The organism is Lysobacter sp. BMK333-48F3 (assembly GCF_019733395.1).
Taxonomy (GTDB): Bacteria; Pseudomonadota; Gammaproteobacteria; order Xanthomonadales; family Xanthomonadaceae; genus Lysobacter.
This window is the reverse complement of the sequence record NZ_JAIHOO010000001.1, coordinates 2,677,961-2,690,729: the sequence shown is the minus strand read 5'-3', so window position 1 is coordinate 2,690,729 and position 12,769 is coordinate 2,677,961. Positions and strand designations below refer to the sequence as shown.

The 12,769-nt window shown below is 70.1% G+C and carries 6 protein-coding genes; all 6 read right to left on the bottom strand.

The window, feature by feature from the left end:
- Nucleotides 1–118: 118 nt before the first annotated feature.
- The 6 genes from K4L06_RS11355 to pilG all read right to left on the bottom strand — a co-directional run bounded on the left by K4L06_RS11355 (nucleotide 119) and on the right by pilG (nucleotide 12,519).
- Complete coding sequence (locus K4L06_RS11355) at nucleotides 119–2,005, bottom strand: chemotaxis protein CheB (protein ID WP_221671490.1); 1,887 nt, start codon at nucleotides 2,003–2,005, stop codon at nucleotides 119–121.
- A complete protein-coding gene (locus tag K4L06_RS11350) occupies nucleotides 1,998–8,963 on the bottom strand; it encodes an Hpt domain-containing protein (RefSeq protein ID WP_221671489.1) in 6,966 nt (2,321 codons plus the stop codon). The genes K4L06_RS11355 and K4L06_RS11350 overlap by 8 nt, the downstream gene beginning before the upstream one ends.
- A 141-nt stretch (nucleotides 8,964–9,104) precedes the next feature.
- The gene (locus K4L06_RS11345; RefSeq protein WP_221671488.1) at nucleotides 9,105–11,123 is read right to left on the bottom strand and encodes a methyl-accepting chemotaxis protein; all 2,019 of its coding nucleotides are present in this window, start codon (nucleotides 11,121–11,123) and stop codon (nucleotides 9,105–9,107) included.
- A gap of 52 nt (nucleotides 11,124–11,175) precedes the next feature.
- Nucleotides 11,176–11,727: a chemotaxis protein CheW gene (locus K4L06_RS11340; RefSeq protein WP_221671487.1), complete on the bottom strand. Its 552-nt coding sequence runs from the start codon at nucleotides 11,725–11,727 to the stop codon at nucleotides 11,176–11,178.
- A gap of 8 nt (nucleotides 11,728–11,735) precedes the next feature.
- Nucleotides 11,736–12,101 (bottom strand): response regulator, encoded by a 366-nt coding sequence (locus K4L06_RS11335; RefSeq protein ID WP_064747629.1) that lies wholly within the window; start codon nucleotides 12,099–12,101, stop codon nucleotides 11,736–11,738.
- A 19-nt stretch (nucleotides 12,102–12,120) separates the two neighbouring features.
- Nucleotides 12,121–12,519, bottom strand: coding sequence for a twitching motility response regulator PilG (pilG, locus tag K4L06_RS11330; protein WP_031372856.1), 399 nt, complete (start codon nucleotides 12,517–12,519; stop codon nucleotides 12,121–12,123).
- Between the last annotated feature and the right edge of the window lie 250 nt (nucleotides 12,520–12,769).

Here is a 12,769-nt window from a genome sequence, read left to right as displayed (position 1 = left end):
GGATCGCGCGGCCTTACGGTGCTGCTGCGGCAGCGGGATGCTGCCGGAAGTTGATGCGGGCCGCGGCCCGAGGCCGCGGCGTCGCCGAGCGCCGCCGCAGCGGCGCGCGGCGCTTTCTTTACAGCGGGCTGCGGGTCGACCAGCGCGCGGCCAGCTTGGCCGCCAGCTCGGCCGGCTGGCCCTGGCCGGCGCCGCGCGCGATCGCCGCGGCCGCAGCCGCCGCGTCGTAGCAACCGTCCGGCGCCTGGCCGAGCACCAATGCGCCGTGCACGGCCAGCTTCATCGCCGGGTCGACCTGGGCCGGATCGGCGCCGCTGAACAACAGCACGGCGCTGTCCGCGGCCGGCAAGGCGTCCAGCACCTCGCCGCCGTCCTCGACGAACTGGATGCCGCTGTCGCCGGCATCCACGCCGACGCCGGCCGGCAGGATGTAGATCACCCCGTCGATGGTGCGCGCGCCGGGTTCGGCGAGCTTGACCAGCACCGGCGTCGCGCGCTGCATCTGCGCCACCAGGCGGTCGTAGCGGCCGCCGTCGAGGCGTTGCTGGACCAGCACCGGGCGACCGAAGTTCTCCGGCAGCGCGCCGAGCAGCTGGCGCACCGCGTCGGGGCCGCCGATGCCGGCCAACACCAGCACCGCACCGCTGCGGGTCGATACCGGAGCGCGGTCGTCGACCAGTTCCAGGCCGGAAATGCGTCGCTCGATCTCTTCCAGATCGTGCGCGTCCAGGCCCGGCGCGGTCGGCGCCGGCGACTGGCCGCTGGCCGCGCCGATCAGGCTGGCCTCGTCGCTGAAGGACCAGTCCGGCACCGCCGGCGGCGGCGGTGCGGCGGCCTTTTCCAGCGGCAGCGGGTCGGCGGCGAAATCGAAGTCGAAACCGCCGGCGAAGGACTGGGCTTCGGCGCCGGCATCGCCGCCGCGGCCGTCGTCGAAATCGATCGGCGCGACCGCGCCGGAGGCGGCGGACGACGCCGAGTGCGCGTCCTCTTCCAGCTCGATCGAGGTGCCGGCGTCGGCGAACTTGCGGTCCAGATCGACCAGTTCGTCGTCCAGGCGATGGCTGGGCGGCTGCCAGGCGGCGATGTCGCCGATGTCGTCCAGTTCCAGCGGCGTGTCGGCGACCGGCGCCTGCCCGGCGTCGATGCGCTCCGGATCAGTCTGCTCAAGATCGGCCTGCCCCAGATCGGCCTGCTCAAGATCGGCAAGCTCCAGCTCGCCGAACTTCGATTCGGCGAGCCCGGCATCGCTGAGGCCCTCATCGAGGTACTCGACCTCGATCTGGCCGGCATCGATCCGCTGGTCGTTCCATTCCGGCTCGCCCACGTACGGCTTCGGCTGGCCCGGCACGGCGGACTGGGTCTCGATCGCTTCCAGGGTCAGGCGGCCGATGTCGAATTCGCCCGCCGGCTCGGCGGCCGGCAGATCCGATGCATCGTCCGCCGGCGCTTCGCTAGCGCGCGGCGGCGGAGCCAGCCGCGACAGTTCGCCGATCTGCTCGGCGGCGATGAACGCCGAGGGATCCTGCGACATCTCGCTGGACGCCGGATCGAAGTCGATCGTCTGCACGTCCTGGGCCAGGGCCGAGGCCGGCGAGCTCGGACGCTGGAAAGCGTCGGCGGAGAACATCGGCTCGGGCTCCGGCTCGGGCTCGCGCCCGGGCGGCAGCACGTCGTCGTGCCGGTGCAGCTTGGCGGCCAGATGGCGCGCCCAGCGCGCTTCGTCCCAGCCCTCGCGGGCCACGGTCAGCTCGGCTTCTTCGAACAGCACCTCGATCGACGGATCGACCAGCACTGCCTCGAACCGGTCCAGCGCATCCTCGGTGGCGGGATCGAGCACGACCACGACCACGTCCGGGTCGGCCGCGTCGAGCGCGGCCGGATCCAGCGAGGTCGGATCGCCTTCCAGCACCAGGTTCGCGCCGGCATCGCCGAGCGCACTGCGCAAACGGTCGCGGGCCACGCCGGCCCGCGCCAACAACGCTACGCGACGTTCTGCTTCAGCCATGACTACGGGAAATTCCAAGCAGTTCGTACACGTTACGGATCAATTCCGGTTCCTGGTAGGGCTTGCCGAGGTAGCGCTCGACGCCGATCTCGAACGCACGCTGGCGGTGCTTCTCGCCGGTACGCGAGGTGATCATCACGATCGGCACCTCGCGCATGCGCGCGTCGGCCTTCATCTGGGTGGCCAGCTCGTAGCCGTCCATGCGCGGCATTTCGATGTCGAGCAGCATCAGGTCGGGCACGCGCTCGGCCATGCGCTCGAGCGCATCGACGCCGTCCTTCGCGGTCATGACCTCGAAGTTGTGGCGTTCCAGCACGCGGCCGGTGACCTTGCGCATGGTGACCGAGTCGTCGACCACCATCACCAGCGGCACGCGGCGGTGTTCGGCCGGAGCCGGCGGCGGCGCCGCGGCCTGAGCGAAGTCCTGCAGCAGCACGGTGCGGCGGCGCACCAGCGGCGCGACGTCGAGGATCACCACCACGCGGCCGTCGCCCATGATGGTCGCGCCGAAGATGCCCGGCACCGAAGCCACCTGCGGACCGACCGGCTTGACCACGATTTCGCGGTTGCCGACCACCTGGTCGACCGACACCGCGGCGCGCAGGTCGCCCGAGCGGATCAGCAGCAGCGGCATCTGCAGCTGGCCTTCGGCCTTGGCCGGCGCATGGCCGACCAGCAGGCCCAGGTCGTGGACCGGGTAGTCCTCGCCGCCGTAGCGGTAGGCCACCTCGCCCTGCTCGAGCAGTTCGCGCGAGAGCCGGCCGACGCCGCGCACCGAGGCGATCGGCACGGCGAAGGTGGAGTCGCCGATGCGCACGAACACCGCCTGGGTGACCGCCAGGGTCTGCGGCAGGCGCAGGGTGAAATGCACGCCCAGGCCGGGGCGGGAATGGATGTCGAGGGTGCCGCCGAGCTGGCGCACTTCGCTGGCGACCACGTCCATGCCGACGCCGCGGCCGGCCAGACGGCTGACCTCGTCGGCGGTGGAGAAGCCCGGCTCCAGGATCAGCGCGTCCAGGTCGGCGTCGGACAGCACCGCATCGCTGCGGATCAGGCCGCGCTCTTCGCCGCGGCGGCGGATCGCCGCGCGGTCCAGGCCGGCGCCGTCGTCGGCCACTTCCAGCACGACTTCGGAACCTTCGCGGCGCACCGCGATGCGCACCGTGCCTTCGTCCGCCTTGCCGGCGGCGCGGCGCTGCTCCGGCCGCTCCAGGCCGTGCGCGACCGCGTTGCGCAGCATGTGCTCCAGCGGCGCGGTCATGCGTTCGAGCACGTTGCGGTCGAGTTCGCCCTGGGTGCCTTCCAGCTTCAGCGCGACCTGCTTGCCGAGCTCGCTGGAGGCCTGGCGGACCACGCGGCGCAAACGCGGCAGCAGGGTGTCGAACGGCACCATGCGCGTGCGCATGAGGCCTTCCTGCAGTTCCGAGCTGACTCGCGACTGCTGCAGCAGCAGGGTTTCGTACTGACGGGTGAGGTCGTCGAGGGTGTTCTGCAGGCTGGTCTGGTCGGCCGCCGATTCGGTCAGCGCGCGCGACAGCTGCTGCAGGGTCGAGAAGCGGTCCAGTTCCAGCGGATCGAAGGCCTGGTCGCCGGCCTCGCCCTCGCGCTGGTAGCGGGCGATGATCTGCGCTTCGGTCTCGATTTCCAGGCGGCGCAGCTGGTCGCGCATGCGCAGGTTGGTCTGGGCCATTTCCGCGATCGCGCCGCGGAACGCGCCCAGCTGCTGCTCCAGACGGGCGCGATAGATCGCGACTTCGCCGGCGTAGTTGACCAGACGGTCGAGCAGGTCGGCGCGGATGCGCACCTGCTCCTGCGGCGCGCGCACGCCGATGTCGTCGTCGTCGTTGAGCGGCGCTTCGCTGATCGGCGCCGACAGCGGCTTGAGGCCGCCCTCGATCGCCGGCTGCGCGGGCTGCGCCGCCGGCGCGCTCGCGCGCGCCGGTTCGGCGACGGCTGCGGCCAGGAACGGCAGGGCTTCGCCGCGCGAACGCGCGTCGAAGGCGGCGATCAGGGTCGCCGGCATGGCCAGCGCGCGGCGCGCGCCGACCCGGGTGACCATCGCATGCAGGCGGTCGAAACCGCGCTCGAGCAGGACGATGCCGTCGCGGCCGAGTTCGGTGCGGTGGTCGACCACCGACTCGAGCAGCGACTCCATGACGTGGCCGAGTTCGCCCACGGCCATGATGCCGGCCATGCGCGCGCCGCCCTTGAGGGTATGCAGGTCGCGCTGCAGGCCGACCAGCGGCTCGCGCTCGCTCGGGGTTTCGCGCAGTTGCGCCAGCAGACCGTCGGAGTGGTCGAGCAGGTCGCCGCCTTCCTCGACGAAAATGTCGACCAGTTCGGGGTCGAGTTCGCTCAGATCCAGCGCCTCGTCCGGATCCGGATCGGCGTCGAACGCGGCCAGCAGCGAAGCGCCGCTCGCGCCAGCGACGGCGACGGATCCGGCGGCCGGCGCCTCGACCGCATCGGCGGCCGCGAACGAATCCTGCGCCGGCGCTTCGGCCTGGGCGTATTCGGCTTCCAGGCGTTCGTATTCCAGACGTTCGGCTTCGGCCTGTTCGGCGGCCAGACGCTCGGCCTCGGCCTGCTCGGCGGCGACGCGTTCGGCTTCCAGGCGCTCGGCTTCGGCGCGTTCCGCAGCCAGGCGTTCGGCTTCGGCCCGTTCCGCGGCCAGGCGCTCGGCTTCCACGCGCTGCGCTTCGGCGGCGGCGATGGAACTGCCGCCGACCAGGCCCAGGGCGCGGGCAGTGATCGGATCGAACTCGCCCGGCAGGCGGTCCAGGCCGATTTCCAGCGCGGAATCGTCCAGGTCCAGGTCGATGCCGTTGGCGACCGACGACTCGGCGAGTTCGGGCTCGTCCTGCTTCGTTTCCTGCGCCGACGCGTCGACCGAACTGACCGCGGTGCACGACCTCAGCGCCTTCGGCGAGGACGCGCCGGCGCAGGAAACGAAGCAGGACGAGCCCGAACTCGCCGAGTCGTCGGTCGCCAACGGCATCGACCTGGACCTGGACGATTCCGCGCTGGAAATCGGCCTGGACCGCCTGCCGGGCGAGTTCGATCCGATCACTGCCCGCGCCCTGGGCCTGGTCGGCGGCAGTTCCATCGCCGCCGCCGAAGCGCAGCGCGTGGAAGCCGAGCGCCTGGCCGCGGAACGGGCCGAAGCCGAACGCCTGGCTGCGGAACGCGCCGAAACCGAACGCCTGGAAGCCGAACGCCTCGCCGCCGAACAGGCCGAAGCCGAGCGCCTGGCGACGGAACAAGCCGAAGCCGAACGTCTTGAGGCCGAACGTCTCGCCGCCGAGCAGGCCGAGGCCGAGCGTCTGGCCGCCGAGCAGGCCGAAGCCGAGCGCCTGGAAGCCGAACGCGTGGCGGCCAGACGCTCGGCCTCGGCCTGTTCGGCCGCGACACGTTCGGCTTCCAGACGCTCGGCTTCGGCCTGCTCGGCGGCCAGACGCTCGGCCTCGGCCAGTTCGGCCGCGACGCGTTCGGCTTCCAGGCGCTCGGCTTCGGCTTGTTCGGCCGCGAGACGTGCGGCCTCGGCCTGTTCGGCGGCGAGGCGTTCGGCTTCCAGGCGCTCGACTTCGGCGCGTTCCGCAGCCAGGCGTTCGGCTTCGGCCCGTTCCGCGGCCAGGCGCTCGGCTTCCACGCGCTGCGCTTCGGCGGCGGCGATGGAACTGCCGCCGACCAGGCCCAGGGCGCGGGCAGTGATCGGATCGAACTCGCCCGGCAGGCGGTCCAGGCCGATTTCCAGCGCGGAATCGTCCAGGTCCAGGTCGATGCCGTTGGCGACCGACGACTCGGCGAGTTCGGGCTCGTCCTGCTTCGTTTCCTGCGCCGGCGCGTCCTCGCCGAAGGCGCTGAGGTCGTGCACCGCGGTCAGTTCGGTCGACGCGTCGGCGTCGGCATCGTTGTCGATCGCGGCATCGATCTCGTCGTCGACGACGATCGGCGCGCGCGCATCCGGCAGGCTGTCGCGCAGCGCTTCGATGCGCTCGGGCAGGCCGACGAACAGCGGTACGTGCGGGGCCGGCGACTTCAACGCCTGCACCGTCACCCGGATCGCCGCGGCGACCGCGCCCAGCGCGGCCACGCCTTCGGCGCTGGCCGGCGCGCCGCTGGCGAGCAGGCGCTTGACGTAGGCTTCGGTCGGCGCGGTGACGTCGGTGATGACCGGCACTTCGGTCATCGCGAACGCGCCGTTCAAGGTATGGATCGAGCGCTGCAGCGCATCGCTGGCGCGCTGCGGCTGGGTCTGCGATGCGTTGAGCCAGGCTTCGATGGTGACCAGGTGGCCGGCGACTTCGCCGTCCAGGATCTCCAGCAGCACCGGGTCGACCGCGGCCGGCACGTAGGGACCGTCGACGATCGGCTTCGGCGCTTCGGCGTCGGCGACCGCTTCCGGCTCGGCCGGCGCCGCGACGACGGGCTGCGGAGGCTGGTAGAAGGCTTCCTCGCCGCTGGCGAGCAGATCGGCGTGCGCTTCCAGGCCGGACACGTCGATGCTGAGCGGGGCTTCGTTGCGCAGCGCGGCGTAGAAGCCCGGCAGGGCGCGATGCGCGTGCTCGACCAGGTCGATCACTTCCGGGCTGGAGGCGCGGCCGTGCTCGCGCACGCGATTGAGCAGGTTCTCGATCTTCCAGCTGAACTCGCCCAGGGTCTTGGCGCCGACCAGGCGGCCGCTGCCCTTGAGGGTGTGGAACACGCGCCGCACCGGCTGCACCCGCGCCAGGTCTTCCGGCGCTTCGCGCCAGGCCGGCAGCAACTGGTCGAGGTTGCCGATCTCTTCCTCGAACTCTTCGAGGAAGATCTCGCGAACCTCGTCGTCGATATCGTCGACCTGTTCGAAACCGCCGTAGACCGGGGTCGCCGCGAGCGCGGGCTCGGCGGCGCCGGTTGCGACCGAACCCGCGTCGATCGATGCGGTCTGGACCGCAGCGGCTTCGACGGCAGGAGCTTCGACCGCAGCAGCTTCGGCGGCCAAGCTTGCGACGATCGAGGTTTCGACGGCCGGCGTTTCGGCCACCGCTTGCGCAGCGGATTCGACGCTGGCGGCCTGCGCCGCGACCTCGTCCCGGGCAGTGCCGTCAGCGACGGCGGCGAACCCGCTCGCATCGAGGTTCGGCGCCGGATCGGCGGCAACGGCGTCGGTCCGGACGCTGTCTTGCGCCTCGGCGGCCGGGTCCTGCGCGAGCGCGACGGATGCGGCGGCAGCCGGCGTCGCCTCGACCGGCGCGAGCGCCGGGGCTTCGACCCGGATCACGTCCGGCAGCGGCCAGTAGCGCAGCGCTTCCAGGCTCTGGCGGGCGATGTCGAGGATGTCGTCGCGGTTCGGGCGCTGCTCGCGCAGCGCTTCGAGGTAGTACTCCAGGCTCGCCAGGGCGTCGGCGAGAGTGTCGAGCTGCTGGCCGCTGGGCACGCGGCGGCGGCCGATCAGTTCGACTTCGGTGTAGCGCTTGATGCCGGTCAGGTAATCGGCCGCCAGCGGCAGCTCGATCATGCGCAAGGCGCCGGCGACTTCGTCGAGCACGCGCGGCACTTCGTTGAGTTCTTCGTGGTCCCACTTGGTCTCGACGAAGGCGACGAAGGCCTGGCGAGCGTCGCCGAAATTGGCGATGGCTTCGCGCGCGACCACGTCGAGCACCTTGCGCGCCTCGCCGGCCAGCAGGTCCTCGTCGCCGCGCTCGTCGGGCAGGCCCAGGCGGGTGACCTGGTCGTCCAGCGAGGCATCGACGTACAGCAGGGCGCCGGCGACATCGAGCAGGGTGCCTTCGTCGGCGGCGCGGCGGCCGTCGACGATCTCGTTCATCGCGTCGCGCTGCTGCAGTACGACGGTGCGGGCCATGCCCAGGCCCATCATGCCGAGGGTGTCGCTGACCCGGGCCAGGGCCTCGACCTGCGGCCGCAGCTCGCCCGGATCGGTCTGGTTGGTGCGCAGATGCAGGTCGAGCGCGTCCTTGACCCGCAGCAGGTCTTCCTTGATCGCCGCGGCGACGGTGTCGAGCAGGGCACGGTTGCGGCCGCTGAGGCTGCCGCGGGCGTGTTCGAGTTCGGATTCGCTGGGCAGGTGCGCGGCGAGTTCGAAGGTCTGGCGCAGGTCGTCCAGGGCCGGATGGCGGCCGTCGCTATGGGCGACGTGGTACAGCAGCTGCCGGGTCGGTTCGGCCGCGGGCTCGCCGCGCGGCGCGCTGAAGCCGTCGTCGGACAGCAGCTGGCGCGCTTCGCGCTCGACGCCGCCGAAGGCCTGGCGCAGGGCGCGGGTCGGTTCCAGCGCGCCGTCGCGCACGGCATGGGCCACCGACGAGGCGACCCACAGCATGCGCCGCACCGGCTCCAGCACCACGTCGGCGAGCAGGCCGTCGATGGCCGAAGCCAGTTGGTTCGGATGGGCCGGCGCGCCCTCTTCCGGCCAGGCGGCCAGGGCGTCGCGCAGCGCGGCCAGGTGCGGCGCGCTGGCGTTGCGGCCGGCGGCGGCCGCGACCGGCAACGGCGGCGGCAGATGCGCCGGCAGCGGCCGATCCAGATTGGGCGCGAACAGCACGCTCTCGCTGAGGCCGGACTCGCCGCGGGTCGCGCGCAGTTCGTTCAACAGCGGCAGCAGCACGATCGGAATATCGCGGTGACCGCCTTGCAGGCGTTCCAGGTAGTCGGGCAGCAAGACCACGCCGCGCATCAGCGCCGCGCAGGCCTCGTCGCGGTCGGCGACCTGGCCCTGCTGCAGGGCGATCGCCAGCCGCTCCATTTCCTCGGCCACCATCGCCGGGGCGTACAGCTCGACCATGCGCAAGGTGCCGTGCACCTGGTGCAGATGGTTCGCGCACACCCGCATGCGCGCAGCGTCGCCGGGTTCTTCGGCGAACGCTTCGATCTCCTGGCGCGCCTGGCGCAAGGTCTCGTCCAGCTCGGGCTTGATCCAGCCCAGCGTGGTGGTGTCGATCGCTTCGCGCAACGCGGTCATGCCCACACCCGCCCGTCAGCGGGGTTCTGCAGACCCGTCTCCTGGCTCGGCCAGCGATGTGTCGGAAGCTTCATCCTCGGTACAACCCTTCTTTTGATCCGTCTCGAACCGCAATGCCTGAGCCGTAGCGTCCGGCCCCGATCAGGCCGGCAGCTTGAAGTCGGCGACCGAACGGCGCAGGTCGGCCGCCAGCTGCGCCAGGTTTCCGATCGACGCCGCCGTCTGGTTGGCGCCCTGCGAGGTCTGCGAGGTGATCTGCTGAATCGTGTTCATCGTCTGGGTGATGTTCGAGGCCGCGCTGGACTGCTGCTGCGCGGCGCTGGAAATGCCCTGAATGAGGTTCGACAAGTCCGACGACACCTTTTCGATCTCGCCCAGCGCGGTACCCGCGTCCTCGGCCAGTCGTGCGCCCGCGACCACTTCGGAGGTCGTCTGCTCCATCGAGCTGACAGCTTCGTTGGTGTCGGACTGAATTGTCTGGACCAGCGTCTCGATTCGCTTGGTTGCGTTGGACGCGCGTTCCGCGAGTCGCTGCACTTCGTCGGCCACGACCGCGAAGCCGCGGCCCGCTTCGCCGGCCGAGGCGGCCTGAATCGCCGCGTTGAGCGCCAGGATGTTGGTCTGTTCGGAAATGTCGTTGATCAGTTCGACGATCGAGCCGATTTCCTGCGAGCTTTCGCCCAGTCGCTTGATTCGCTTCGAGGTTTCCTGGATCTGGTCGCGGATCGAGTCCATGCCCTGAATCGTCTGCCGCACCACGCCGGCGCCCTTGGTCGCGATCTGCACCGAGCGCTGCGCCACGTCCGCCGATTCGGCCGAGTTCTTCGAGACCTGGTCGATCGAGGCCGCGATTTCGCTGATGCGGTCGGAGGCCGAGTTGATCTCCTGGGCCTGATGTTCCGCCGCTTCGGCCAGGTGCATCGCGGTGGCCTGGGTCTCCTGGGCGCTGGACGCCACCTGCACCGAGGTGTCGGTGATCGTCTGCACCAGGCTGCGCAGCTGCTCGACGGCGAAGTTGATCGAGTCGGCGATCGCGCCGGTCATGTCTTCGGTGACCGTCGCCTTCACCGTCAGGTCGCCTTCCGCGAGCGAACCCATTTCGTCCAGCAGGCGCATGATCGCCTCCTGGTTACGGTCGTTGAGTTCCTTGGTGGTCTGGTAGCGGCGCTGCTGGGCGTAGTTCAGCGAGAACAGCAAGCCGGCGATGGCGACCAGCGCGGCCAGACCGGAGACGATCGACAGCCAGATGTTGCCGAAGAAGCTCTTGTCGCGCAGCGAGCCGAAGGCGGTGAAGGCGCTGAACAGCGTCTCGCTCTCGCCGAGCAGCTTTTCCGAGCCGCCGGTGATCGATTCGGCCGCGGCCTGGGCCTGGAACAGCTCCTTCGAGCTGGCCGAGATGGCGTCCAGGTCCTTCTTCATTTCCAGCCACAGCGCCTCGGCCTGGCCCAGCGCGGCGAGCGCGCCGCCGTTGGACAGCGCGGTCACGCCGAACGAGGCGTCGCCCTTGCGCAGGCCTGTGAGGACGTTGCCGAACACGGTCGCGTCGCGGACCAGGGCTTCGCCGGCCATGCCGGCGCCGCTGCCGCCGGCGCGGATTTCGGTGATTCGGCGGGCCATGGTCGCCGACAGCACCACCTGGCGCAGGGCGATGTAGACCTGCGAGGACGGCGAGCCGGAGGCCGACATCGCCCGGACCAGTTCGTCCAGGCGCGCCTGCAGCTGCGGCACGCGGCTGGAGAAGCTGTCGGCGTTGCCGGCCAGGGCCAGCACCGCCTTCTCCGAGGCGATCACCTGGTCGGCGCTCTTGCCCATCGGCTCCCAGCCGTTGGTCACCGTCTCGATCGGGCCCGACACGCCGGCGGTGCTGCCGAAGTTGTCGTTGAGCTGCCGGATGTCGCCGTCGATGGCCGACTTGGTCTTCTTGAATTCGGTGAAGGCGTCCTTGTTGCCGCCGACCGCCTCGCGCCCCTGCACCGCGAGCTTCTGCGAGTTGACCTGCAGGCTCGACGCGGCCGAGCTGGCGCCGCCCAGGCGCGCCGCTTTCCAGGTCGCATAGCCTGTATTGAGACCGAACACCAGCACCGATATGCCCAGCACGATCAGCCAGGTATTGGCGCCCAGAAGGCGGCTCTTGCCGGCGTTGTCCATCACAGTGCTCATGGTTCGCGAACCTCGGTGTACTGGCTAATTACGGGCTGATTGGAGAGCGGCTTCAGGCCGCTGCTTGTCGGAATTCGGGCGTGCGGGCCAGCCGTTCGAGGCTGAAGATGCCCCACGGCTGATCGTCCAGGCGGTAGGCCCGGTCGATGAAATGGGCGTAGCGGCCGTCGGCGAACCCCTGTTCGGCGACGTCTTCCACTGCGACCTGCTGGGTTTCGTTGAAGCTGCGCTGGCCGTAGAGCTCGTCGATCAGCACCGCGACGTCGCCGCCGGGCTGGCGCACCAGCAGCACGCGCTGGCTCTCGTGCAGCACCGTGCGCTCGCCCTCGAGGAACTGCTTGAGGTCGACGATCGGCAGCAGGCTGCCGCGCACGTTGGCCAGGCCCAGCATCCACGGCTGCGAACCGGGCACGTGGGTGAGCTGCGGCAGCGACAGGATTTCGACCACCTCGGAGAAGGTGGACGCCAGCCGCCGCGTGCCGATGCGGTAGCCGACGCCGCGCCACAGGCCGGGCGCATCGAGCTGTTCGGGCAGGCCGGGCACGTGCGCCAGGCTGCGGCGCTCGTAATCGGTCAGCACATCGAACGGCGGCTTGAACGTCATCGTCTCTGTTACCCGGCAAGTAGTGCGTTGATGCGTGCGATCAGCTCGTCTTCGCGCGGCGGCTTGACGATGTAGTCGCGGGCGCCCTGGCGCATGCCCCAGGCGCGGTCGGTCTCCATGCCCTTGGTGCTGACGATCAGAACCGGGATCGCGCTGGTCTGCGCGTCGCGGCTGAGCGCGCGCGTAGCCTGGAACCCGTTCATGCCCGGCAGCACCACGTCCATCATCACCAGGTCCGGCAACTCGCGCTTGCACGCTTCGATGCCGTCCTCTGCGCTTCCTGCGGTTGAAACCTCATGCCCGTTGCGCTTGAGCAACTGGGTCAGGACCGCCGTATCCGTCGGCGAATCCTCGATAAGCAGGATGCGTGCCATGCTGTGCCCTACCCCCCGGTCAGGCGTGTACGTGCTTGCGAATCGCGTCGAGGAGCTCCTCGCGCGTGAATGGCTTGGTCAGGTATTGCTCGGAACCGACGATGCGGCCCCGGGCCTTGTCGAACAGGCCGTCTTTGGACGACAGCATGATGACCGGCGTGCCCTTGAACAATTGGTTGTTCTTGATGAGCGCGCACGTCTGATAACCGTCCAGACGCGGCATCATGATATCCACGAAAATGATTTGCGGCTGCTGATCGGCGATCTTGGCCAACGCTTCGAATCCGTCGATGGCCGTGACCACCTCGCATCCTTCGCGTTTCAACAGCGTCTCGGCGGTTCGACGGATGGTCTTGGAATCGTCGATCACCATGACCCTGAGACCATCGAGGCTGCCGCTACGAACCTCGTCGAGCATTCTTTGTATCCCCCATTGCGAACGCCTTGTTTTCCCCAGGCGCCGCGAAGCCGTCTTTATTCCAAGCCGCACGCAGGCTGTCAAGCGCGCATTCCGTGCCTGGAAAGCTGAATACGCGGCGTTTTCGTGACCGGTTAAGGTCCGGACCCCAGTCCCCTGCGCGCCGCCCGCTACCGGTCCAGCCGCTTCCGTCGGCCGGCGTATCGTCGTCGGGTCGCATGGCGCGGTGGCCTGATCGCCGCGTGTCGAA

Coding starts and splice junctions, on each gene's coding strand:
- K4L06_RS11355 (WP_221671490.1), bottom strand. CDS start 2,005: ATGGCTGAAGCAGAACGTCGCGTAGCGTTGTTGGCGCGGGCCGGCGTG.
- K4L06_RS11350 (WP_221671489.1), bottom strand. CDS start 8,963: ATGACCGCGTTGCGCGAAGCGATCGACACCACCACGCTGGGCTGGATC.
- K4L06_RS11345 (WP_221671488.1), bottom strand. CDS start 11,123: ATGAGCACTGTGATGGACAACGCCGGCAAGAGCCGCCTTCTGGGCGCC.
- K4L06_RS11340 (WP_221671487.1), bottom strand. CDS start 11,727: ATGACGTTCAAGCCGCCGTTCGATGTGCTGACCGATTACGAGCGCCGC.
- K4L06_RS11335 (WP_064747629.1), bottom strand. CDS start 12,101: ATGGCACGCATCCTGCTTATCGAGGATTCGCCGACGGATACGGCGGTC.
- pilG (WP_031372856.1), bottom strand. CDS start 12,519: ATGCTCGACGAGGTTCGTAGCGGCAGCCTCGATGGTCTCAGGGTCATG.